This window comes from Chondrinema litorale (assembly GCF_026250525.1).
Lineage (GTDB): Bacteria > Bacteroidota > Bacteroidia > Cytophagales > Flammeovirgaceae > Chondrinema > Chondrinema litorale.
The window spans coordinates 1-25,184 of the sequence record NZ_CP111065.1 but is presented as its reverse complement, the minus strand read 5'-3'; the positions used below and the strand labels follow the sequence as shown (position 1 = coordinate 25,184).

General features: G+C 30.3%; 21 protein-coding genes and 2 pseudogenes. 12 read left to right on the top strand and 11 right to left on the bottom strand.

Going from position 1 to position 25,184, the window contains the following annotated elements:
* Window positions 1-2: 2 nt before the first annotated feature.
* The gene (locus tag OQ292_RS39610) at window positions 3-1,739 is read right to left on the bottom strand and encodes a hypothetical protein (protein WP_284689754.1); all 1,737 of its coding nucleotides are present in this window, start codon (window positions 1,737-1,739) and stop codon (window positions 3-5) included.
* 248 nt (window positions 1,740-1,987) lie between these two features.
* Between OQ292_RS39610 and OQ292_RS39605 the strand changes: the two genes are divergently transcribed.
* Window positions 1,988-2,407: a helix-turn-helix domain-containing protein gene (locus OQ292_RS39605; protein ID WP_284689753.1), complete on the top strand. Its 420-nt coding sequence runs from the start codon at window positions 1,988-1,990 to the stop codon at window positions 2,405-2,407.
* A gap of 10 nt (window positions 2,408-2,417) precedes the next feature.
* On the opposite strand, the gene OQ292_RS39600 is transcribed toward OQ292_RS39605, so the two are convergent.
* Complete coding sequence (locus OQ292_RS39600; protein WP_284689752.1) at window positions 2,418-3,062, bottom strand: hypothetical protein; 645 nt, start codon at window positions 3,060-3,062, stop codon at window positions 2,418-2,420.
* Window positions 3,063-3,157: 95 nt separating this feature from the next.
* Window positions 3,158-4,090 carry a DUF5712 family protein gene (locus OQ292_RS39595; protein ID WP_284689751.1) on the bottom strand — a complete coding sequence of 311 codons (933 nt, stop codon included), beginning with the start codon at window positions 4,088-4,090 and terminating at the stop codon, window positions 3,158-3,160.
* Between the two features lie 340 nt (window positions 4,091-4,430).
* Between OQ292_RS39595 and OQ292_RS39590 the strand changes: the two genes are divergently transcribed.
* Together OQ292_RS39590 and OQ292_RS39585 are read left to right on the top strand one after the other, a co-directional pair.
* The gene (locus tag OQ292_RS39590; RefSeq protein WP_284689750.1) at window positions 4,431-5,429 is read left to right on the top strand and encodes a hypothetical protein; all 999 of its coding nucleotides are present in this window, start codon (window positions 4,431-4,433) and stop codon (window positions 5,427-5,429) included.
* On the top strand, window positions 5,359-6,276 hold the full coding sequence (locus tag OQ292_RS39585) for a hypothetical protein (protein WP_284689749.1): 918 nt from the start codon (window positions 5,359-5,361) through the stop codon (window positions 6,274-6,276). The genes OQ292_RS39590 and OQ292_RS39585 overlap by 71 nt, the downstream gene beginning before the upstream one ends.
* A 332-nt stretch (window positions 6,277-6,608) precedes the next feature.
* Here OQ292_RS39585 and OQ292_RS39580 read toward each other — a convergent pair.
* A pseudogene (locus tag OQ292_RS39580) lies at window positions 6,609-7,780 on the bottom strand (IS3 family transposase).
* Window positions 7,781-7,883: 103 nt separating this feature from the next.
* Window positions 7,884-11,150 (bottom strand): sacsin N-terminal ATP-binding-like domain-containing protein, encoded by a 3,267-nt coding sequence (locus tag OQ292_RS39575; protein WP_431733823.1) that lies wholly within the window; start codon window positions 11,148-11,150, stop codon window positions 7,884-7,886.
* Window positions 11,151-11,527: 377 nt separating this feature from the next.
* On the opposite strand from OQ292_RS39575, the gene OQ292_RS39570 reads away from it, so the two are divergent.
* The 6 genes from OQ292_RS39570 (at window position 11,528) to OQ292_RS41300 (ending at window position 15,833) form a co-directional block, all read left to right on the top strand.
* Entirely contained in the window at window positions 11,528-12,826 is a 1,299-nt protein-coding gene (locus OQ292_RS39570) for a GTPase domain-containing protein (RefSeq protein WP_284689747.1), read from the top strand.
* A 364-nt stretch (window positions 12,827-13,190) separates the two neighbouring features.
* Entirely contained in the window at window positions 13,191-13,601 is a 411-nt protein-coding gene (locus tag OQ292_RS39565) for a hypothetical protein (RefSeq protein WP_284689746.1), read from the top strand.
* 27 nt (window positions 13,602-13,628) lie between these two features.
* Window positions 13,629-13,934 (top strand): IS66 family insertion sequence element accessory protein TnpA, encoded by a 306-nt coding sequence (gene tnpA / locus OQ292_RS39560; RefSeq protein ID WP_284689745.1) that lies wholly within the window; start codon window positions 13,629-13,631, stop codon window positions 13,932-13,934.
* Window positions 13,922-14,272 (top strand): IS66 family insertion sequence element accessory protein TnpB, encoded by a 351-nt coding sequence (tnpB, locus tag OQ292_RS39555; RefSeq protein ID WP_284689744.1) that lies wholly within the window; start codon window positions 13,922-13,924, stop codon window positions 14,270-14,272. Before tnpA ends, tnpB begins: the two co-directional genes overlap by 13 nt.
* Before the next feature lie 47 nt (window positions 14,273-14,319).
* Window positions 14,320-15,606: an IS66 family transposase gene (tnpC, locus tag OQ292_RS39550; RefSeq protein ID WP_284689743.1), complete on the top strand. Its 1,287-nt coding sequence runs from the start codon at window positions 14,320-14,322 to the stop codon at window positions 15,604-15,606.
* Between the two features lie 20 nt (window positions 15,607-15,626).
* Window positions 15,627-15,833, top strand: coding sequence for a transposase domain-containing protein (locus OQ292_RS41300; protein WP_431733822.1), 207 nt, complete (start codon window positions 15,627-15,629; stop codon window positions 15,831-15,833).
* Here OQ292_RS41300 and OQ292_RS41295 read toward each other — a convergent pair.
* Together OQ292_RS41295 and OQ292_RS39540 are read right to left on the bottom strand one after the other, a co-directional pair.
* On the bottom strand, window positions 15,830-16,549 hold the full coding sequence (locus OQ292_RS41295; protein WP_431733821.1) for a helix-turn-helix domain-containing protein: 720 nt from the start codon (window positions 16,547-16,549) through the stop codon (window positions 15,830-15,832). The genes OQ292_RS41300 and OQ292_RS41295 overlap by 4 nt on opposite strands.
* A gap of 71 nt (window positions 16,550-16,620) precedes the next feature.
* On the bottom strand, window positions 16,621-17,352 hold the full coding sequence (locus tag OQ292_RS39540; protein WP_284689742.1) for an ISL3 family transposase: 732 nt from the start codon (window positions 17,350-17,352) through the stop codon (window positions 16,621-16,623).
* An 86-nt stretch (window positions 17,353-17,438) separates the two neighbouring features.
* Between OQ292_RS39540 and OQ292_RS39535 the strand changes: the two genes are divergently transcribed.
* On the top strand, window positions 17,439-17,855 hold the full coding sequence (locus OQ292_RS39535; protein WP_284689741.1) for a hypothetical protein: 417 nt from the start codon (window positions 17,439-17,441) through the stop codon (window positions 17,853-17,855).
* 149 nt (window positions 17,856-18,004) lie between these two features.
* Here OQ292_RS39535 and OQ292_RS39530 read toward each other — a convergent pair.
* From OQ292_RS39530 to OQ292_RS39515, 4 genes and pseudogenes are all read right to left on the bottom strand, one after another.
* A pseudogene (locus OQ292_RS39530) lies at window positions 18,005-19,039 on the bottom strand (IS481 family transposase); the annotation flags it as partial.
* 121 nt (window positions 19,040-19,160) lie between these two features.
* A complete protein-coding gene (locus OQ292_RS39525) occupies window positions 19,161-21,413 on the bottom strand; it encodes an ATP-binding response regulator (protein ID WP_284689739.1) in 2,253 nt (750 codons plus the stop codon).
* Window positions 21,414-21,421: 8 nt separating this feature from the next.
* Window positions 21,422-22,564, bottom strand: coding sequence for a hypothetical protein (locus tag OQ292_RS39520; protein ID WP_284689738.1), 1,143 nt, complete (start codon window positions 22,562-22,564; stop codon window positions 21,422-21,424).
* Window positions 22,565-22,676: 112 nt separating this feature from the next.
* Window positions 22,677-23,261 carry a BfmA/BtgA family mobilization protein gene (locus OQ292_RS39515; RefSeq protein ID WP_284689737.1) on the bottom strand — a complete coding sequence of 195 codons (585 nt, stop codon included), beginning with the start codon at window positions 23,259-23,261 and terminating at the stop codon, window positions 22,677-22,679.
* 460 nt (window positions 23,262-23,721) lie between these two features.
* Between OQ292_RS39515 and OQ292_RS39510 the strand changes: the two genes are divergently transcribed.
* Together OQ292_RS39510 and OQ292_RS39505 are read left to right on the top strand one after the other, a co-directional pair.
* Window positions 23,722-24,153: a hypothetical protein gene (locus tag OQ292_RS39510; protein ID WP_284689736.1), complete on the top strand. Its 432-nt coding sequence runs from the start codon at window positions 23,722-23,724 to the stop codon at window positions 24,151-24,153.
* Between the two features lie 143 nt (window positions 24,154-24,296).
* Complete coding sequence (locus OQ292_RS39505) at window positions 24,297-25,118, top strand: DUF932 domain-containing protein (protein ID WP_284689735.1); 822 nt, start codon at window positions 24,297-24,299, stop codon at window positions 25,116-25,118.
* The last annotated feature ends 66 nt before the right edge of the window (window positions 25,119-25,184 follow it).

The following is a 25,184-nucleotide window of genomic DNA, read 5'->3' as shown; positions in this document are numbered from 1 at the left end:
GATCATGTGATTTCAAAAGCTTTGTTTTTTCTTACCTTCCCTCTTTTTGGTTTTTTTATCAAACCTAATTGCTGCAATTCTTTACTGATTGCAGCAATTTTATTTGTATTTTTAATATTAGAATGCTCTCTTATTTCCCTCTGAGTATATTCTTCCTTTAGTAACTTGGCTACCTGTCTTTCATCATCGTTATATCTGCTTATTATAATCTCCCAATATTGATCACTTTGTATTTTATTAAGTTTACTCGCATTGTCTTGACTTTCATTATAATCCTTTTTATCTGTCTTGTCTGAATTAGTTTTTTTCTCTATAACAGAATTGTTTAAAGATGATATTAATATAGAGTTTCCACTATCCCCATTTATTTTTTTAGAGGTATTTAAAGTCTCTTTTTTCTTTTCTATGTTATTGTTATTAATCCTAGGATAATTATTATCAGTATTGATATATCCATTGTTAACAATGTTCTTAATAACATCATCATTGTTATTACTTTTGTTAAAGTTGTTATTTGAAGTATTTTTATCTGGTGTAGTTGTTATAAATTCATCTTGAAATAATTCAATTTCTAAAAGGTGTGATTTTAACCAATCGCTGACTGTTAAAACAGTAGTATTTTTTTGCATTAAGTTCTTTAGCTGATCTCTATTTTCGTCATTTTTGAAATGAACAATCATAGATTGCATGCATAAAGTAAATTGAATTATATCGTTTAAATCATTGATAAACTTTGAGCAATTACGATGTTCTCTTTCTAAAATTTTTATTATATCATTTTTTTTCTTGTAGATATATTTATTGTAAAAGCTGATACAGATAAGAATTAAGACCTCAAATAATATTGCGATACTATAAATGATATTTTTATCAAGTTGCGCATTGTTTACTTGAGTTCTTATGGCTTCATTTCTTTCTAAACCTATTTTTCCTTTCTTTTCAGTATATTCTTTTTCTAATAAAGATTTACTGTTCTTTAATTCATCAATCTTGTTTTTATATAAATCTTTTATACTATTTAAGTTCTCAATGAAAGATTTTTTTTCAAAATCATTACCCTGCTTAGTTGTCACAATCACATTAGACAAAGCTTGAATACTTGAATCACTCCAAGCTTTGTTAAGGCGTGAAATAGTTTTTTCTATTAATTTATCCTTTTTTCCACCTTCAAAATTTAGGTTTTCAATATTTTCTTTGAGCAGTTTGGCATACTCATTTTCAATATCATTTAAAGAACTACTTAAAGTATTTTTTGAAATGTTGTAAGAGGAATTAATAGAGTCTAGCTTAGAATTATACAATTCTTTAATGTTATTGATAATAATAACATCTCTACTAAGATATTTATTAGCACCTTGACAAGCCAGATATAAACTGGCACTAATTGATAACATAAAAAATACTAAAGAGAATATTTCTTTTTTGATAACAGAGCTGATATTCTTTTCTCTATATATGTTATTAATTATTGTATGCCCTGTTTTATGTTTAAGTACTTCAATAACCAGTGAAACAATAAGTGATATCCACCATATGTGTGTAACATATTCAAGCTCAGCTATACCAAAGAATATTGAAACAGCAGATAATAAAAATGAAAGAACTAATAATTGGTCTTTTAGCTTTTTGTATTTTTCCGTGAATGTTTTTTCACGATGCATTTCATAACTTCTTTTAGTAATATGACTTTCACTAAAAGGTAAAAGCAAAAAAGATAGGTAGGAAAAAATATTTTTCATACTTTTAGATAATTGAATGATTGGATAATTAAACAATTATGAAAGGAATATCTTGATTTATAGGAGCTTATCATGAATTCCTTGATTTAAAAACAATTAATAACAACTGATAACAATTAAATTTAAAATCCATATCTAATTACAACAAATATGTGAGCAAAAATTTCATATTTTTTAAAAAATGTGAAGTAATTATGCATAATTTCACTTGAAAGTCATTGTTATTAATAACAATTAACTAGTCTTGAATGGATAAAAAAATACATATAGGGCAAAATATTAAAATTGCTGCACAGTCAATTATAGGTAAATCTTATAGACAAACTCTAGCAGAAAAAATGGAATATAGTGAAAGGTATATAAGCACTATATTTAATACAGAAGAACCAAGTTTAGAAATTATACGAAAAGCTGCTAATGCTTTAGGAGTGAATATTAATGATCTTATTAATAATGATTTATCAGAAGTAAATAAGCATTTTGATGAATCAAATATTACTCTAAATACCTACCTCACAGATAAAAACAAAATATTCACAGGTATAAAAAATATATTAGAAGCTTTTTTTCCAACAAAGTCAATTATAGAAAATCAAGATGGAGTTTCTGATGAATTGAAGGAAATATCTAAAAAATTAGATGAGATACAGAAGAAAGAATATAATTAAATTCTTGTTCCTAGTTTTTTAGGTTTAGTTTCTCCTTTATATTAATCATCTCTGATCTCACTTTTATATCATTTAGAATTGTTTTTGAAAGTGTCTGGTAATTTATCATTGAGATAAGCCAAAAAATGAGATTAAAGATCATAGTACAAACTACATGAAAATCTAGAATTTTCACCTCACTTATAGAAATCATAACATAAAAGCCAATATTAGTTGATGTAAGTAGGAATAGGCTATTTTTTGGTTTCCATATAACTCCTATAAGTATGCATGCTGATGTTCCAGTATAGGCTAATGGTAAAGCATTATATACCTTTAATTCTTGATATGATATTAATATGGCGATCAGCATTACTGTGTATGCCATAATGAAGATAAAAATTTCCTTTGATCTAGTTTTTTTAATCCTTCCTATTGATTTATATCCTATTATAAATATAAAGATTAATACTATGTGAAGTATAAATAAGATGATATTGAAATCCCCATTTAAAAATGCATAAAAGTCTTTTCCTAAACCTAATATTGTTAAGACCATAGCTACTATTAAACAATAAACTTTTGCCCTATACATATTAATATCATTGATTTTGATATTTACTAAACTATTGAAAGGTGCAAATTCAGCTTTGAAAAGTGCCTTAATCTCCTTCATTATTCCTGAATGGTTGAGTTTATTATCTAATTGATTGAATTGAATGGAAAGCAAGTCAATCATTTTGCTAGTTACTTCACTGAAGATTTCAGATTTTAGACTTCGTGTTCGTCTTTATTTTTTTTCTGTGCAGGTATTTGTTTGTAAATATATTTTTGCTCCTGATAATTCTTTAAATAAGTTAATCTTTCTTCGATATTCTTTGTCTCCTGTAAATGAAGTTTTACTTCATAACTTTCTTCAATATTTCGTTGATATTGAAAGTATGTATCCCAGTTTTTTTCTGTATTTACTTTCGAAAAATTTTGATTAAATCCATGCTTTATACAACCTCCACCCGTAACATTTCTATGATTATTTCGAGTGCTTATGTATATGTTTTTATTCTTTACTTTACGACCTAAAATAATGTGAGCATGCATATTGACTCCTGGTTTCTTATCTCCTGCCTTTACATTATCCAGATTCGTATTCCAATACCTATGAGCATCTTCTTGCTTCACCTTAACACCTCTTATTTTCATACTTTTTACATTCTTCCATATATCGCCAAAATCTTCATTCCCTTCCTTTTTAAACTCATTCATCTTATTTATAAGCTTTGCCTCATCACCTCTGAAATAGCGATTATGTTCAATTTTAATGTAAAGGTTAACATCATTAGGATTAAGCCCTTCTCTTTTAAAATCTTTAGTAAGTTGAGGTATGTAATTACTCTTTAGCCAAGTTTTAAATTTATCAGGATCGTTATTGATATGGTTAAGTTCTTTTTGAGATGGATTTACAGTTACCATAGAGAATTTACTTTGACTTTTTGATAATTTGCCTTTGTTATTATCTATGTTTCTGATTACTTCTGCTCCTGTTATATCATCTCTATTCAAATTAAAATAGAATTCTTGATCCTCGCCTTTTTGTTTCGCTTCTTGATCTTCTTTATTAAGATAATTAACCAGTTTAGCTACTGATCCTTTATTATTGGCGTTTTTACTGGTTTTTTTCCAGCCACCAAAATCTATATATGGCATAACTAAATTTATTTATTATCAGCTAATGGGATAATTGAAAATTCAATCATATAATAGATTATAATATACTTAAAATTGGGTTATAAAAAGTATAAATACAATACTTTTTTAGTACTATTTTTCTACTCCTTTAGTATAAGCTTGCGGAATAAGTGCTACTTTTTTAGTACTATTTTTCTACTCCTTTAGTATGATTTTTTATAATGTTATTGCCACTAAATAATGTTAGTTATAATATTTGAAGGTTCTATTTCAACAACACTTACCTCCAGTATGAGATTAGAAAATGATATAGAGATAAGTCGAGTTGGATCTTTTTAAACTTTTATAATTAATATTTATGAATCTTTTTTCTATTAAACACAAAAAACTTCTGGCAAGTAAATTCTTACTACTTGCTTTATTTTTTATTATTGGATGTAGTCCAGAATCGGATGAAATTATTACTCCTAGCTTGGAAGATGAACAAGCACTTCTATCTAACATATCTCTAAAATCAAATCGTGTAGTTTTCAGCTCTATTGATGCATATCAAAAATTTCTGGAAGATCAGGATGTAGAACAAAGAGTCAATCTAGTAAACCAATTGAATAATATTTCTTCATTTATATCACTATCATCCTTAATTAAAGCTGATTTAAGCTTATCAAATGGTAGAATTGCAGAGGAAACTCTTGATTTAGAAGGAACAATTATAGCGGACTTATTAAATGAAGATGGTATCATTGAAATAGGTGAGTATTTATTCAAGATTAATATGAGTCAAGAACAAGTACTTGCTTTACATAGAGATAATTTAGAAGATTCTTATAATGCTCTTTTGGAAGGTGATACTAACAATGATGATATTTTACTTTTTAGCACAAATGATGATGTATTAGAAATGATTAGTAATGGTGAAACATCTTCAGGTTCTAATGCTAGAACTGCTTTATTTGGTTGTGGTGAAAATGGAGCAGATAAAGATATAGATGAAGACAATGAGTATTATGGATCTGATAGAAGAATGGTTTGTAGGGTAGAATATCAAAAATATGGGATTTATTTTTCCTTAATTGCAAAAGTAAAAAGCCAGAAAAAGGTAGCGGGAATTTGGGTTGGTGCTGGATATGAAGGAGAGAATCAAGGATTGGATTTTTATGTAAAATATAAACCTAAATGTAGAAGTGAAGTAGTAAAGCAAGGTACTGTTTATGAAGACTCAGGAGATAATAATGAGTTAAGTAAGAGACCATATGAGTCTACAAGAAAGCTACATAAATATCATTATGAAGCTCAATTTAGCAATTTTTACTGGAATCAAGGCACAAGAGTATATACAGCGGAAGATGGTTATTAAGCTATTTAAAATATTATTTTTTGTTTTATTAATGTCTGGTTCGCTGATGAGCCAGACACTTTCTATTCGCCCTTATTATGGCGGTAATTATAGTTTTACTAGAAGTGGTAAAGGTTTTGAAAATTCTCCAGTCTATAAATGTTGTATGCCAATAGGTGGAGTAAATATGGGTATTATGGGTGAATTGGGTTTAGGTAAGTGGGACATTAATATAGGATATAGTTGGAATTCACTTGCTTGGGGTTTTAAGCTTCAAGTACCTGAAATAGAAAATTATAAGGGGAGTAGAATAGAATCTAAAAGAATTATAGGATATGATAGTAATCAATTAGCAATAGGAGTAAATAGATCATTAGGAGATGTGCATCGATTATTTCCAATTCATTCACAGAGTTGGATAGTCCGAGCCACACAATATTTACTAAAAACTAGAAAACCTTGGGAGGATAAAACAAGCTATTTATTTCAATTTAGATTAAAATGGTTGGTAGGAGGTGCTTGGAATCAAATATCTATAGGAGATAAAACTAAAAAATTTGATAATATGATTAGTGCCCAAAATGGTTGGGTAGGTGACGCAGGATATTATTATCATCAAAATAATATCTCACTATATTCAGGTTTTGCGATTCAATTTATTCAAAAAGATCGAGATCGTTTGAGGTTAGATTTTTTATTCAATCAAGGATTAAAAGATGCTATCAAAGTTGACTTAAACTACACAATTAATGATGAATCAGCTAATACTTCCAACTCCTATTATACCCAAATTTACTCAAGAGCTTCATTTTTTGTATTAAGAGCAAGCTATCCGATAGTTATAAAGAGGTGGAATAAAGAGAAATGAATCTAATAAAAATGTTTACATTGCTGACTCTGTAAGATTACACCAATATTCACCAATTGAAATAAAATTCACATAGCAAAAATATTGATGACATCTACCTTTAAACTACCAAAATGTTGCTTTGAATAAATAGGGTTTTTTGAATGAAATTCATTAAAAATCGAGAATTTATTAAAGATTATTTATAACGTTGTTATTTGTCAGAATAGCCTAACACTAAATTGTAAGTTAATGAAAGACAAGAACTAAGAGTAATTATTAAAAAAGTGTTTCCCCAAGAAGTAAAAGTGCATATTATAGAATAGGATCATTATAGTGTAAGCTTCCCAAATTTAGGACAGAGGTTTAGTAGACTTTTCTAAAGATAAATATTCTTCATTATTAGTAATAAAGTTTTTCAAATATTGCCTTGGGCTTATTCTACCAAGTGCATCATGAGGTCTGAATTCATTATAATCTTCTATCCATTCTGTTGTGATTTTTCTTGCTTCGTCAAGCGAAGAGAATATATAAGCATCTAGTATATCTTGTCTATAACTTCTGTTAAATCTTTCAATGAATGCATTTTGCGTAGGTTTGCCAGGTTGAATGTGATGTAGTTGTATACCTTTAACCATCGCCCATTCATGAATGATTTTAGAAATGAACTCAGGCCCATTGCATGGCGCCCGTTATCCATCCTTAACCTATTAGGGTTACCATATCTTTTGACAAGATGATTTAGTATATATACAACTTTTTTGCTTTTGATAGAGGTATCCACTTCTATGTGTAACACTTCTCTATTAAAGTCATCCATAACTGTGAATGCTTTTAGTTTTCTCCCACTCTCCAGAGCATCATGTAAAAAATCCATAGACCAAGTATGATGAGGGCCTTCTGGCGTTGTAAGAGATTGTTTTACTCTAATGGGTAAACGTTTTTTGATCTTTTTTCGAATATTGAAACCTAATTTACAGTAAATTCTATACACACGCTTATGATCCGACATGGAATGTTCCATTTGTTACCTTCATTACGTAAACGAGCAAATAATTTCCAGAACCCTTCTGTAGGGTATTTTTCTACTTTCCCCTTTAGTGCACTAACTAACTCTGTATCATCTTTTTTTGAATCATAATAATATACAGACCTACTTAAGCCGAGTATTTTACATGCTCTATAAACACTGACTGTTCCTTCCCTTTTAAGCTCTACAACAATCCCTTTTTTTTGATATGTTTTTAAAGCTTTTTTTTAATAATTTCTTGTGCAAGTTTTAAGTCTAAAGCAAGTTCGCTATACATTCCGGTGTGGAACACTCTTTAAGCCTACGATTTTCTTCCTCAAGTTCTTTTAAACGTTTTAAATCTGAGGCTTCCATGCCATTAAATCGTTGACGCCATTTATAAAAAGCTGCACGACTAACCCCATATTCTCGAGATATTTCTTCAACTGATTTACCATTCTCATATTCTTTGAGAATTTTAGCAATTTGTTCCGGTGTGAATCTTTTCTTTTTCATAGGTACAGTTATAAAATTAATAAAATAACTGTCTACTTTTATACTGTCTGGATTTTAGGGAAGCTTACAATAGTTCATGGCCGTTTTTGATTAGCATTCGTTTTTATCTGAGATAATGTTTTAATCTGTCAATAAGCAAATTAAATGGGTGTCCATTCTGTCTCCATATTTGCTCTGCTATTCTCACTTTTCTTCTAGTGTCTTCAAACGCAAGGTCAATGTCTCCTGAAGAATTTAATAGTTGTTCAAATGTCTTGTCTTTTTCTACTACACTTGAAAGAAGTGAGCCGATATTGAACTGACTATTCAAGTTTGTTTTTATAAAGTCTACTGTTGCAAGTTCCCAATTACTAGGTCTAACCAATACAGATACCACATAATTACCTTCATTTTCTTGTTCTACAGCTTTTCTAGCTTGTGATACTGCAAGTTTTAAGCTCTTGTCCCAATTGGTTGGTGAAATTGATTTCATTTCAATGTAAAATGATCTTGAATTGGAAGTATTTGTTATTATCACATCTTGAGAGCCAACTCCTTGATAAGTAATATTGTAAGGGAGGTTTAGTGAACTAAAGGCATCAATAAACACTCTTTCTACTGTTTCGCCAATTTTTTTCTTAAACTCAAAATCGTCTTGTTCGTCTTTTAGCTGTTGAGCAAGATTCTTTATTTTATCAATACTTATTGATTTGGCTATTTTAGCAATTTCTGAAAGTTGAGTAAGACTTATTCCAGATTCTGCTATTGTAACCAAGTCATTAAGTTTTTCCTTGTTTGATAAGAGCTTTACAATATTCCCACCTACTTCTGAATCTTCAAGAGATATGTTTACAAATATATTATCCTTTTGAGAAAGGAACCAATCAAAATGCTTGGCAGAAACAAAACGATTATTGTAGTCTGAACACCAATGTATCAATTTTAAAATTGCAGTACTATTTGAAGAGAATGAGTTCTCCAATCTGAGTTTCTCAAGTTCGTCTTTAAGCTTTGTTGCAAGTTCTTCAATTGTTTTAGCAGTCAATTTTAGACTTCTAAAAGAATCGTTAACTAAAAACTTATCCCAATCCTCTGCATTATTCAGTTCAAAGAGAATTTTTATTAAATCATCATCTAATGGATTTTCATCTGTTCCATAAGCAAAAATTTCATTTTCATATGCACAGAACTCACCTTTACGATTAGGAATTATGTTTCCGAATTCTAAAAGTGTTTTAAATTCCGAACTGTCTTGAAGCAATAATAAATGGCAAAGTAACCACTTCTCCCTGTTTTCAATTTCTAAATTCGTTATTGATTTTGTTGCTTCAATTTTCTTATGAAGTAATTTAATGATTTGACGCTTGGCTGGATTGAAATTAAATTCAGTAATACCATTAATTACAATTTGCTCTTTTTCTGATTTAAAAAAGGCTTTAGCTGAATGAAAGAGTTTAGATTGAAATGAATCATTTGAGTAAGAGGCTGAAATACTTAAAATTTCAAGCAGTGTAACTTCGGCATTTTCTCTGTCAATGTAAGACTTTTGTACTTGATCATATTGATTCTTTTCTTCATAGTTCAGAACTTTGTTTATTTCATCAGAAATATCCTTTACTGTTTTTGGAGCATGGGAATTATCGATAGGTATTAAATCCCTGTGAATGAGAATATCATTCCAATCTTCACTCTTGAGTGATTTCAAAATTTCAATGAACTCATTTGGTATCTTGGTTTCCTTTTCAATGTATAAGTCATCATTTAAAGATTTTAGACTTCCCTTAATCGTTGGAATTATTTTATACTCTTTAAAATACTTAATAAGCTCGTTGTCAATTAAGAATTTGTAAACCGAGTTAAGCCATTGAATATTCGTTAGTTGGTTTTCTTGAATGGTTATGCATCCAAGTGTGATTTTGGATTGAATTTCATTTAGTAAATCTTCAATAGAATAAAAGACCCTTTGCCCCCACGTTTCAATTTCAGATTCAATACCTAAATTGTTTTGCCAAGAACCTAAATGATCTTTTCTACAAATTTTGTCACCACCAAAATAATTGTTCAAGATTTCCCAAAATTGGTCATTTTGTTCTTTTGTTCCTGTAAATTTAGGAATTACAGCGTCCTTGATTTTTATTTTTTTAGAAGCTGTTTCTACTATCTCTTGATTTATGAGATAGTGTCTATATGGTGTTTGAATATTGTCTTTAAACCAATTAATTACTTCTAGTTCAGTTAATGCCGTTGGAATTCTGCTTTGAGCTATCAAACTTAAATTTCTTGCATCGTGAGTTTTAAGCCATTCTACGAATAACTGAGCTTTATTAATTGCGTGGATAAAAATGTCCCGATTAACTAGAACACTATTACTTGTTGTATCTGTCAACAACACACTATCTCTTTTTTCAGTTGGGAAAAAATTTAGACCATTAAGAATAAAAGGGATATAAAAGTGTTCTGTACCTACTAGTGGGAAATCACGATATAGTCTTGCTGATTTCTCTATAATCTTAATGCTTCTTTCTGTATGATTGTTAATTGGGATAGCTAAATCAAGTTTATCATCCTTATAGTGAATAAAGCATAAATCTTGTGTTGTTCCATTGATAGTCTCCTTGATAACTGGAAAGTAGAAATCACCTTCGTTTTTGTTTTCAAATAATTCATAAGTAATTTGCTTTCCTGTTATTTCATTATTTATTATGACTTTTTTAAGTTCTTTAACGAAAAATAGTGTCTGAGGTAATGTAGAAGCAAGGTCTTCAACACCAACTATTGCGGCTTCTTTTGATTCAGAATTTTCTAATGGATAAATAAAAACAGTGTCAAAGTCCGTTTCTTTTCTTTGTGAATGATAGTAATGTCTTGTTGGAAATAGATTTTCATCTTCAATTTTCTCAATCTTGTCAAGTTCTTCAGCTATAAAAGTTATTAAGTCTTCAGATTTTTCAGCCTTTCGATTTAGTTCAAATTGAAAAGTTTTGGGCGACAGTCCATCTTGTTCAACAATTCCCTTTACTGTTACTGTGTCTGAAAGTAAATGAGTACTAATAAAACCTGTTCCAAACTTACCTGTTATTCTCTTGTTTGTGCTGTCAGAAGGCTTTCCTGAACTTACTTGTTGGATTAGTCCAGTAATATTTTCTATTCGAAATGGGTTACCATTGTGGCTAAAAATGAATTCGTTCTGTTTTAAGATAATTTCAATTGTCACACCTCCATAAATATTTGGAACGTCTTTTGCATTTTGCATTAACTCCCAAATCCACCTTCTTCTAGATTTTGTTCTTTCATTTCTTACATCTGACAAGATTTGAATAACCTTATCAGCAGTCAGTTTGTAGTTATTATAGTTTTTGCTCTGTTGAACTGTTTCTAAATATGTTGGCATTGTCTAAGTTGTGTGTCGTTTTTTAAATAAATGTTGACAATTAACTAAAATCCGTAAGCTGATTAAAAGTATTTGATCCAAATAAACTTCTCGAGTAGCACATCATTTGATGATCTTTAGTGTTTTTGTGTACCCAATGTTGGTATCTTTAAATTTATCGTAAGATAAATTATTAATCTAGAGGAAGCAAACCTTTATGGAATGGAGTCGATATCCTAAATTATATATTTGCTCCTAAAAATATTGAAAATTCTAGAAACCCTTTACTAATTATTTAGCTAATGAAGAGCAAAAAATAATTATTAAAGGGTTTCTAAAGTGTAGTTATTTTCTTACTTTAAAAAAGCAGTTTTAATTATGGCATTAAAGATAAATTTATGATTAATATAGCTATTTGTGGAAGGACTAATTCAGGAAAAACTTCCTTAATTTCAACTATTAGAGATAAAGAAAGTGGGATAATATCTGATTCATCAAATACTACTAAGCAAGTAGCAAAGTTCACTCATGAAATACTTGATATTCAATTTTATGATTTCCCTGGTTTTGAAAAAACAGGGAATGTAGAGGCATTTTTAAAATTAGTTAAAGAAAAGCCTTCAATGAAAGAATGTTTTTATACAACAATCTTGTCAGATGAATATTCGAAAAGAGATTATGATAATTTACAAAACTTAAAAGAGGTAGATGTAATTTTATTTATTTGTGATAGTCAAACTGTACCTGATGCTAGTCATTTATCTGAGCTAAATTTATTAAGAGAAGTGAATACTAATATAGTAGGCATAATAACGAAAGTAACTAACCTTGAATTAAATAATAACAATTACAAGCTTAACAGAAAGGATAGTTGGATTTCTTTTTTGCATTCTAATGGAATTACTGATGTAATTGATTTCAACTCTCATATCGATAATAAATTGAAAATTATCGATATTATGAATACTGTAGGTAAATATGTAATAAATACTGAAAGACGTAAAACTTTTTTAAGTAATGTAAAAAAGTTAAATGATAAATATACTGATGATACCAAAAAGTCTTCATTAGCATTTCATCAGTTAATATTAGGATTAGATAATTTAAAAGTTGATAATAAAGGTGTTAACATATCAAATAATACATCATCTTTATTCCAGTATAGAGTAAAAGCTCTTTTTGATAAGTATTTAAAAAATCTAAAAGAAATATATCAAATATCTTTTGAAGATTTAGATGATCATTATAATATTTCAAATTATAATCATGATGGGTACTTATATAGGAATAGAGACAAAGAATATGGTGATGTAGGTATGTCTATAGGATATTTTAGTATCGCTACTCCTTTAGCTTTTATTAATCCACTTTTGGGTATTGGACTTGGTATGGCAGGCTTATTTGCAGGAAGAGTTGCAGGAAGTGCAATAGCATCTGAAAAAGATAAGAATACAGTTACTTATATTACAGTAAATGCAGAATTGAGATACCAAATAGCAAAACGGGCTGTTTGTTTATATTTAATATCTTCGAGGTTAGGTTATTCTAAAAAAGTTGAAATAGAACATGATAGAAAAAAAATAGATAATTATGATTATATCAATGTATTAGAGGAAAAAATAGGGTTATTAGACAATGAAACAATCATATATAAAAAATATGAAGAGTGGTTTCTTTCTGCAATTAATTGTTTTTAGAGATAATTGTAAGAATGAAGAATTTATTTCTATTTTTTTTACATTAGAACTATTAAAAAAGTAATTTACTTTTATCTAAAAGCAGATTGGTTTCATAGAGATATTTATCACTAAATCCCTTTTTGGATTGAAGATACTGTTAAATTACATCTATCAACTATTAAACTACCAAAATGTTATTTTGAATAAAGTTTGAAATTCCGCAAAAAATGAGTTTTATAAGTGCTTATTTAAAAAAGAGTTTGATTTAATATCAAATAATGTATGTTGGATATTTCACATAGTTCAGCGAAAAAAACTAGTGTTTATATAAAACGTCTTCATTTACTTTTTGCTTAAGCTTAATGAGCAATAATCCATAAATATGAGTTACATACATCCTATTTACTTGCATCGCATTGCAATTGCAAAAAAGTATAAAAAAAGAAGGCTTGATTTAACTCTATACTCTGACTACTATGAGTCTAAATTAACTGATTTTCCTTTATCTAAAATACCAGAAGAAATAAAAATCTTAAATTTTCTGGAAGAGTTAATATTAAAAAATAATAAGATACAAGAATTACCAGAGTGGCTCACTGGATTATCTAAATTAAAACTTATAGATATACGGGGCAATCCTCTCCAAAATAACCAACACCATTTACCAATATTTATAGATAAAAATCAGTATAAAACACTTGCCTTACCCAAAGAAGAAATTGTAGGTATAGAAATAAAAAATGAAGAAGATCTGTATCCCTCCCATAAACCAGCCTATTACATTAGAGGGTAATTGCTTTACTTAGCTGAAAAAGTAATTATGTACACTTCCAAAGAAATGTTTCCAGTAGTTGAAGACTGGTTGTCTAGCGGATTGAATCAAAAAGCATATAGTCTACAACATAATTTACCACTTCATATCTTACCCTACTGGGTGTCTCGTTACAGAAAGCTAAGGTCTGAATCAGCTCCAAAAGAAAAATCAACAAAGTTTATTGCTGTAAACTATGAAAAGCCAATGCTTCAAGGCGTAGAAATAGAATTCCCCAATGGCATCATCCTCCGTTTTTCAAAAGCAGTATCACCTACTTATTTACACCAAGTATTGAAGCTATGTTCGGATTAAATTCCCAACAACGCTTCTTTCTGTGTGATCAACCAGCGGATATGCGCAAGGGCTTCGATGGATTGAGTGGTTTGGTAGAAAACTATATGGGACAAAAAATCTATTCTGGAGATGCCTTTATATTCTTAGGCAAACGACTTGATCGTTTAAAGGTGCTTGTTTGGGAACCCAGTGGTTTTATTCTTTACTACAAGCGGTTAGAATCAGGTACGTTTAAATTACTAACAGGTAAATCCTCTTCTATTTACCTGAGTTATAGTGAATTTTCTTTGCTACTTGATGGCTTGGAAGTGGCAGTTACAAGACGCAGAAAACGCTATGAAAAACCACTTGAATAGTTGCTGAAATCATTGTCTAACTGACTGTTGAGTAGTATTTTAGAGTTATGACAGGAACAGGAGATACTACTTTATTAGAGCAAAATGCTGCATTGATAGAAGAGAAAAAACAACTCTTGGAGCAGGTTGAATCACTTAAAGCTGAGCTATCAGAATTGAAGCGATTGATATATGGTAGTAAACGAGAAAGGTTCATTCCTAGTGATACCAATAGCAAGCAACTCACTTTACCTTTAGATGAAGATATTCCAGCTGAAACACCTGCTAAAGTAAAACAAACCATTAGCTATCAAAGGGCTACTATTGGCGAAAAGCAGCCACAAGGCTCATCTCGTCAAGTGTTACCAGCACATCTACCTCGCAAAGAGGTAGTATTGGAGCCTGAAGTGGATACCACTCACATGCGTAAGATCGGAGAAGAAATTACTGAGGAGTTAGACATGACACCAGCTAAGTTGTTTGTTCGTCGCTACATCAGACCTCGTTATGTGAGTAAAGAAGAAGAATTTTATGTAGCCAACCTACCAGCCAGACCAATTGACAAGGGTATCCCAGGACCTGGACTACTAGCCCATATTCTGGTGGATAAATTTTGTCATCACCTACCATTTTACAGACAACAAAAAAGATTTAACCAGTTAGGGATAAAGATTGCTCCTAGTACTTTGGGTAACTGGTTAAAACCTGCTTGTCAGTTATTGAACCCTTTATATCAGGCATTAAAATTTGAGGTGTTGCATAATAATTACTTACAGGTTGATGAGAGCCCAATTAAGGTGTTAGATGATACCAAAAAAGGAAAGACTCATCGTGGTTACTATTGGACTTATTATTCTCCAGAGCAGGAAGTCGTGATGTTTGATTATCAAAAGGGACGATCTAGAGAAGGCCCTGTCAATATGCTGCAAGGTTATGAAGGTTACATACAAACAGATGGATACAAAGTTTATGATCAGCTCCTTGAAGAAGAAGGGATGAACATCATCCTTGTTGGATGCATGGCACACGTACGCCGCTACTTCGAGAAAGCTTTGGATAACGATGAATCCAGAGCCAGACATGCCTTGCTTTTATTCCAGCAATTGTATGCTGTTGAACGTGAGGCAAGAGACAACAAGCTAGATGCCTTGCAGAGATATAAACTTAGGCAAGAAAAATCCCGTCCAATCATGGATTTGTTGGGGCAATGGATTGTAGATGAGTACCCTAAAGTATTGCCGAAATCTGCCATTGGTAAAGCCATGCATTATCTGGCAGAAAGATATAATAAGCTGTATGTATATCTCAATGACGGCAGGTTAGAAATAGATTGTGCGGCAACCGTAACAACTTGATCGAAAATAATATTCGACCAGTGGCTATTGGTCGGAAGAATTATCTCTTTGCGGGGTCACATGAAGCAGCTCAAAGAGCAGCTATAATGTACAGCATATTAGGCAGTTGCAAATTGCACCAAATCAATCCATACGAGTATCTGCAAGATATATTTGAAAGGTTACCAGAACAACCCATTAACAGAATAAATGAGCTGCTACCACAAAACTGGAAATCCACGAGCTAATAAATCCTCTTATTTTTAGCAAGAGCTACTTGGTGAGGTGGATACCTATTTATAGACTTTCCAAATCTTTTCATGATTGCTATGTCACTTTGCTTACATGCATCAATCCATTTTAAAAGTAACTCACCTTTTCTTTTAGCAAGTATGTTTCTGAATTGGATTGATAAGCTCCTTGCTAGTTGTATGTTTGGTTGAATTTGGCATAAGGCTTTAATGTATTTGTATTCTTTGGCTTTCATTTCCTTTTGATAACTTAACAATAATCTACTTACCTTCCTTGAACTCCAATTTATTACAACCGTTTTGGCTGACTTCTTTTCTTTTTCGCCAAACTGATTCACTATTGAATGAACACTTCGATAGGTAACTTGAATACCTTGTTCAACTAATAACTTCCATAGCTTTGTTGGACTTTTTTCTCCACAGCTCCAATGATATTTAAGTTCATTATAATAGTTCCGAGCAGAGTTTGATTTAACTGTAGGTAAGCTTTTTTCAGGATACTCTTCAAATTGCAAATATCTTTTAACAGTATTCTTGCTGATAGACAGCTTTTTAGCAATAGTCTTTTTTCCCATTCCTTGAGAAAACAAAGTCTTTACTTCTTTAAATATGAGTGCGTATCTACTTGGTTGAGAGGGTTTCTTTTGTTGGGATTGTTGAAGCAATTTTTCCTCTTCAGCTTGTAGTATTTTTTGTCTTTCCTCTTTTTCCAATGACCAAGATGCCTTTCGTAAATCAGAATTATGTTTCTCTAATAATTTCTGCAAACATTCTTTTAAATTTTTCAGTAAATGCCAGTCTGCGAGACCCGTCGATCTGCAACTTGTAAAGCATCTGGTGCGCCTTGTTTGGCAGCTTCTGCATAGGCTCCTGAACGATCTCTGCTAATAATTTCAATTCCAGGGTGAGCTTCTAACCAATTTTTTAAAGTTTCTGAGGTTCTATCAGGCAGCAAATCTATTGGTTTGTTTTTTTCAAGATCAACTAAAATTGTCCCATAATTATCTCCTTTTCTAAATGCCCAATCATCAACACCTAAAACTCTTGGTGTAGAGAATTTTTGAAGTTTTTTACTGTGCATCAGTCTTAGCAAAGTACTACTACTTACATTCAAAAATAATTTTTGACATAACTGAGAGGCTGGATTAGCGCCTATTTTAAGAGCTATGGCTTGCATTTCTAGTTTTACCCGATTGGTTTTACGTTGATATACTTGTATTTCAGGTCCCAGTCGTTCACAAAAAATTTTAAACCTGCATGCAGGATTTTGACAATAGTATTTTCTGACACCCAAATTTAATTTTAAATGAAAGTTGCATATAGATAAATCCTGTACTGTTCTGCAATAGTAGCTATGAATATAATGACTGTTTTTCCCACAATGCGGACATGCTACTGTAGTAGCTGTTCGTAAAATATCAATTGCCAACACAGGATATTTTCCTTCAGTATCTATTGTGAATTTTTCAAATTGTATTGCAGGAACTTTTGGTAGTAAGGATTCTAGTAGGTTCATCTTTTTATTGTTAAATCTACCAGAAATTCAGATTTTTAATTTACCACCAAAAATGACGATGAACCACATTCACCGGAATAATCACAGTGGGAATTACAGTTTGTTTGACTGTTGGTGTGATAATTTACAATATTTTAGTTGATCCTTCAAAAGAATTTGTACATACAGGAAAACTTTTAAATGTAGTTTTAATTTCAATAGTTGGATTAATGCTAGAAATTGCCAGAAATTGGTTTTTAACAAGTAAAATCAAATCAAAATCTTCATTAACTCTTATTGATTTATTAGGAGCTACAACAGTTATGTCAGCTAATACATCTGAAGAAGTTGATCAAAAGGCAAGAGAAATATCCGATTATTTGGATGATAATCATGATCAGATTGATGAAGAATTAAAAGAGCAGCTTAAAAATCAAATCAATCGTAAGATTGGTAAAAATAAATCTCTCCGTTTTGGTGGAACAGACATTATAATTAAGTGTAATAGTCAAGACTTAATCTGACAGTCATGGTCTTATAATTGATTTTTGTCTGTCAGATTGATTTCACCTTCTAGGTCTCTACTTCCCAAATCCCTTTCCTCTACCAACCCCTCCGGTTTACTGCTCAAGAGGGGATTGCCAGAGGAGCGGTCTTTATCCTCACGCCAAGGTAATCGATCCAATTGTTTTTCCAAAGCCAAATGTTTGGATTCCATAAAAGTATCCCACGGGGTCTTGCCATTGCAATGTTTTCCTGAATGGGTTCTTTGTCTATTGTACCACTCCAACCAAGCATCCAGTTCTATCTGTAATTCATATATTGACCGAAATATTTTTTTTCGGAATACTACTGCATAGAATTCATCTTGGATAGTCCTATGAAACCTCTCACAGATTCCATTGGTTTGTGGTGATTTGGCCTTTGTCCTTGTATGGTCGATATCCTCAAGGTCGAGATAAAGTTGATAGGGATGTTTTTCAATTTTACCACAGTATTCCGTTCCCCTGTCTGTCAAAATACGTAACAGCCTTACATCCTGTTCCTCATACATAGGTAACACTTTGTCGTTGAGTAAATCTGCTGCGGTAAGGGCATCTTTATTGGAATATAACTTTGCCTGCGCCACCTTGCAGTAAGTATCGATATAGGTCTGTTGATATATACGACCTACTCCTTTTACATTGCCCACATAGTAGGTGTCTTGACTGCCTAAATAACCTGGATGCTGAGTTTCGATTTCACCTTTGGCTACTTTTTCTTCCCTTGCTTTTTCCAATGCCTGTAACTGCGCTTCGGTCAATATACCGCCTTCTTTGGCTACCTTAGCTTCCAAGGATTTCAAACGCTTTTTAAAAGATTCCAAATCATTCCGCAACCAAATGCTACGAATACCTCCTGCAGAAACGGTTATCCCTTTTTTAGCCAATTCATTACTCGCACGTACCTGACCATAGGCTGGATATTCATACGCAATCGCTACGACCTGTTCTTCAATGTAAGGATCTACTCGGTTCTTATGGTTCGGCTTACGCTTGGATACTTCTTGTAGTGCTGCTTCTCCACCTGTTTCATATAGTTCTTTGATTCTATAATAACTATCTCGGGAATAACCAATTGTTCGGCAAGCTTGGGAAACGTTCCGTAATTGTACTGCTAAGTTCAATAATCCTAGCTTTGTTTTGATTAACTTGTCATTTGTAGTCATGATGTATTTGAATTTGATTATAAAAAAGTTCGCACTTTAATTTAACCAAACTGTCAGATTTCATCGTGACTACTTCAAATTAAGACTTCCGAGACTAAATAATCATCTTATATCCATTTTTTTATGCTTGTAATTTCTTTATAAGTCCTACTTTATTTCTGACATCAACTTTCTTAAATGTATTCTGTACATGCTTTTTTATTGTAGCTAAAGATACATTCATGTTATCGCTTATTTCTTGATACGTTAATCCTTCAATAATTGCTCTTGCTATTTCAGTTTCTTTAGGAGTCAATTCAAACCTTTTACAATTTAGTATAACCTCATCATCAAGGAGTTCATTTGAATGTTCTATATGATTGTTATTTTTATTTAAAGAAATATATGCATTGTTAACTATTGCTATTCTTTGTTTCCTTAAAACAGAAAGTATTGTTTTAATTTTTCTTTGTAAATCATCTTTGCGGAAAGGTTTTGATATATAATAAACTTCTTCCAAGTCAACATCACTATCATTAATTTCTTTACTTTTAGCTGTTAAAAACATAAAAGGAATATGGTTGTAGTTACTTATCAAAACTTTTTTCCTAAAATCATATCCATCCATTTTAGGCATCATAATATCAGAAATAATTAAATCCACATGTATTCCTTTTTGTAACTTATCAAAAGCATCAGAGCCATTATTGGCTATATAGAGATTGTAATTATCTTTTAATGTATTGCTTAGGAAAACAGACATTTCATAATTGTCTTCAACAATCATTATAAATGGTTTGTTTGTGTCATGAATTATATCTTTAGGTTTATCATTTTTTGTTGGCAAATATTCTTGTAGCGCAATGTTATAATTTTGATATCTTTCTAGTTTGTCTCCTTTAGAATCAGATTGTTTTAATAATTTTACAGTAAATGTTGATCCTTTATTTTCTTCACTGATGACTTTTAATTCTCCACCAAGTTCTTCAATAATACTTTGTATCATTGGAAGGCCTAATCCCATTCCATCAATGGCATTTTTCTTTGATGATATTTGATAATAAGGTTGAAAGATAGCTTCTAGTTTTTCCTCTGGAATTCCAATACCATTGTCTTGCACAGAAAATATTATAAAGTCATTTTCAGAATTTAGATTTATATCTATTTTATCGCCACTTACACTGTATTTGATAGAATTATCAATCAAGTTGTTGATAATTCGGCTAAGCGCACTAGAATCAGCTTTAACAAAATTATTATCCTTTATATTCAGGTTTAAACTTATATCTTTCTTTTTAGCAATAGGTTTATATGCAATTATTGTTTGCATAAGTATTTCGCTAAAGTCAACAATTTGATCATGGTTATAAAATTTAATTCCCTTACTAATTCTATGATGATCAAAGAAGTTAACAACATCTCTTAATATCTTATTGACAGAAATATTAATAGCATCTAGCTCATCACTTCTGCCATGTTTTATATAGAGTTCATCTAAGTAGTTTCTAATTAAAGTTAGAGGAGTTTTAAATTCATGAGAAAGGTTGATAAAAGCATTTATACTAGCTTCATTTTGCTTTAATTCATAATCAACTTTTACACTGTTTTGAATTGCTTGTTCAATATTTTTTATGACATCTGGAATCACTTTTAAAATGTTTGATGTAATTCCATAAAATGAATAGGCAATCATGAAAGATACAATTATGAATATTGCCCAAGTATTAAAATAGCGAGTTACTTTTGGTGAGTTTAAACCATTGGCTTTTAATTCTTCTTTCCTTTTGACCGCCCAATCTTCTTGATTTTTTAATGCTGCTTCATAACTTTCTACTTCACTCGGAGTCATGTAATGATATTGATAATCCCACCCTAATCGTGATGTATCGTATATTAGTAAAAGAAAAACAATTAGGAACCAGATTAAAGCACCCTTCCTATTTATAACTAATACAGCTACTAAAATTAGAGAATGTCCAAGTGCAAAGTCTGTGAGTATTGCATCATTACTAGGATTTCCAATACCTAGCATGTTACAGGCGCTCATAAGCATAACAGAGCCAATGCTTAAAGTAGCAAAAAGCTTTTCATAAAAAATTTCATTTTGCTTTATAGTTACTTCCCAAATCCAAGAATTTATTGAGGTCTTTCCAAGCTTAAAAAGTATAACTTTTATGTTATATAGAGCTGAAAAAGTATTTAATACAATAGCTAAAAAATACACTATGTATAATTCATTTATTGGAACAAAGTATCCTGATGTAATCTTCTCAGATGATAAAAATGAAATAGTAAGAATGACATAAGTGATATTAAGAAGAATTATTATTTTCCTTTTAACCTGTGCTGAAGGAGCTAATAATTGCTTCTTAGAATTTTCTAATAAAGTTTTCATAGAACCAATTACGTTAAGTCTGTACCAGATACATATGCATGTTGTTCTCTAATTCTTTCTATTTCGCCGCTCTCAACATTTTTAAACTTACATATGACTTGAGCATTAACTTCTTTTTTTAGTTTGCTTAATATGCCTAGATCAATAGATTTTAGTGTTTTATAAAGAGGAGAGCTACAATCTGCCCATGTCATAGCTGTATTGATACTATTTATCTTTAACACTGAAGAGAAGAGTTTTTCAAGTAAATGCTCAAAACCCGATTTGACATAGATACCTTCCAGTTTAATAAATCTGTAGTCTCTATTGAATAGTCTATTCAAGTAAGGGATATATGGTAATATACTGAATGTTAGTGTTCCCATAATGCCTGGTATTTCTATTATTTTCCAGTAATCAATTTTAGCTTCAACGCCAGCCACTATACCATGCTCAGAGTCTTCAATAACAAAGTAATCCTTATCATTTAACAGGTTATCAAAACTGAACATACTATAGTTTTGGTAATACTTTAAAAGTAAGTTTCTCATTTCTGGCTTTTCACTTTCACTAAGTCTTCTAACTTGGTGATCTCTTTTGGGCTCTAATCGGCTAAAAAATAAAGTGCTAAAGTCATGTGTTTTTGAAAACCCAAATTCTTCACATAGTTGAGCTGATCTTCTATTTAGAGTATCCACATATGCATAGTGAAAAAATTTAGATGAAAGATCTAATTCAAAAAAATCGCCATCCAATATGGCTTGGATTTCTTCTTTTAAAATGTTTTTACTTTTCTTATGAGGTTTTGTGTAGGCTTTTATTCTATACTGATTTCTAATTGTAAAATATCGAATATAGAATGAGATCAATGGTTTTAGGTTACTGGAACTTTCTCTTTTACAGAAGCAACAAGTACCAATAACTTTATTACCTTTTTTTAAAGAAACAAAAAATGGATTTGGTATTTTTTGAATCTTTTGTTTGGTTGTCATTTGTTGATACACCATACCTTTATTTGGTGTACCAATTACATTCTCAGTCAAGATATCAACCACCTCATTAGAGGCTTTTTTAGTTATAGTTATGAAGTTTAAATTATTGAGCATAAAAAAGTATAGACAATAATCTAATGAAAGATTATTGTCAAAATTTGCGATAGCTAATTGAAACAAAATTAAAACAAGTATTAATTATATATTTTTAGATATATAATTAATCTTCATAGTTAGCAAACAATATTATATTGTCAAAACCTATTTACTAGTATAAATTGAAATAGTTTGATTATAAATTATGAAATTTATTCAAAAACTCTTCATTCAATTCTGTAGGGTCTTCAACATATTTACCACCAAATGTACTCTTATTCCAATCTTGTTTTTTTAAATATTCTTGAAATAGATTAATACATCTTTCTTTTGTATTAAGGGTGTTATATATCTTTTTTATATCCCTCCTAATTTCTTCAATTGAATTATTAGATACTGGATTTTTTAGTGAAATTGGCGAGGTGTTTTTTTCTTGAGATGCTGGTAAGTGTGAGCTATTCATTTTATAAATAGTCATTGTGAGAGCATCTAGTATTTCATCAAACTTTTTCAGCTCTTCTCTTTCCTTTCCTCTTAGAACTTTGATTACTCTATTGGTTTCCTTTATGAGAGATTTAACAATAGTTTTTATATCTGCTTCTCCACTATCAGGATCAATACCAGTTTTTTCAAAATAGTCAGCTACTATTTTAATATATTCCTGATATGTATATCTTCCTTTTAGCTTTTTTAACTTGTTATGTGTTGTGTTATCAACTTTAATTGTACACAATTGCTTAGAGGTATTAGTAACCTCTTTTGAGAGATTATTAAGATTCATATTCCACTTGATATAGTAATAAAAACAACTTATAAATTTATTAAAGGCAATATAATCAATATTTTTCTACTAGAGTAGAAAAATAGAGTTATAAAACCCCTCTCATATGACTTGTAATGGCACATACGTAGCTTTAGCAACGTTTCTGCTTGCTATGTGCCAGAATGCTCAAAATCTGGACATGTACAATTTTTAAATTTGGGCACAGTTGAGTTAAGGCATAATTTACTAATGCCAAAATCATAAGATTTCAGTTATCTGATTTTATATTAAAAAATATATTTAATCCATACTATTATAATTTTTTCACCTCTAAATAACAGTTTAAATATAGCGAAAACAGTCATAAAAAACAACTAAAAAAGTTTATAAAAATAAACTAATATAGTTTGATATTTAACAATAAAATATTATATTTATAATATACAAATATTAAAAATCACTATAAAGTTGTAAAAAAATGCTAACAAATAAAAAGTCGCAATTCTTAATTATGGTACTGCTTATTTTTGGATTTAGTAGTATCTTAAAGGCAAATTATTTTCACAAAAAAGAAAAGATATTAAAATCTCTATCTTTCCATTTTGAAAAAGATTCCTTAATAAAGTATTGTAAAATAAGTATGAATAAGGAAAGTAAAGAGTTAAAAATTGACGTATTTCTAAAAAAAGATTCTCTAGAATTAGAAAGCACATACGCTCAATTAGGGAAAGTAAATATCAAGCTAAAAAAGAATAAAAATCATTATATAGGATTAATAAAAGTCAATAATCCTTTTTTAGAATATAATTTTAAACGCCTATTTATTGTAGTAGATAATAAGAAATATACTATCAAAAATAGTCTCCACTTGTATATTTATATACTAATAAGTCTCACAATATTAGTATAGAAATCCAAATACTTAATTTAAATAATAAACAATTTTGAGTTTAATATTTATTCAAAATCCGAATTTTATATTAATGATTGCCCTGTACTAACTTGTACAGATCGCAAATAGCACTATATATTCTCACTTTAAAATTTATTGTAATGAACTTAACACTAGATAAAACTATATCTTGGGATGTGGAAGAACGTCCAATTTATAATGCGAATGGAAAGCAAATTAAAGGTTTTAAAGAGCTAGTAAATAATGAAAAGGGTAATTGTATATCAATTACAAAAAGTAGTTATATACCTACTAAAAATGAAAAATTAATGGAACTTGCTGATAGTTTTACAAAAGATACCTGTTTTAAAATAGGAGGTTATGCAACCTATAATAACGGATCAAAAGTAATGGCATACTTAGAGAATGAAGAGCCAAGAAACTTTGGAGGTTTACAGACAAAAGATTATTTAATTATAGGTAATTCTCATGATACAACTACAGCGTTATTCACGGGAATGTGTAATCAAATTTATAGGTGTAGTAATATGTTTGGTTCAAGACATAGACAAAATACAATTCGCCACAGCCGCAACCAAGAAAGTAAGATAAAGGGGATATCCAGAACAACGCGAGGATATTTTAAACATCTAGAAAATGTTTACGAAAACGCAGAAAAGATGAGTTTAGTAAAAGTATGCGGTAAGGACAGTGATAGGCTAATATGTAATTTATTGGAGATAGAAAGTATAACAGATAAAGGTTTATCCACACGTAGTAAGAATATCATAAGAGAAATAGAAAGCTCAATACAAAGAGAGAGTGAAGAGCTAGGGGGCAATTTGTTTGGCTTATTTAATGGAATAACACACTATACAACGCATAAATTATCAAATAAAAATGTATTTGGCAGTATGTTAAATACAGCCTACAATTACAATCAAAAAGCTTATCACTGGTGTTTAAACAGGATGGAAAATTAGGATGTTAGGAGGTGAAATAAAGCATTTTTATGCAGGTTCAAGTTTTTTGTACTCTGCAAAGAATGC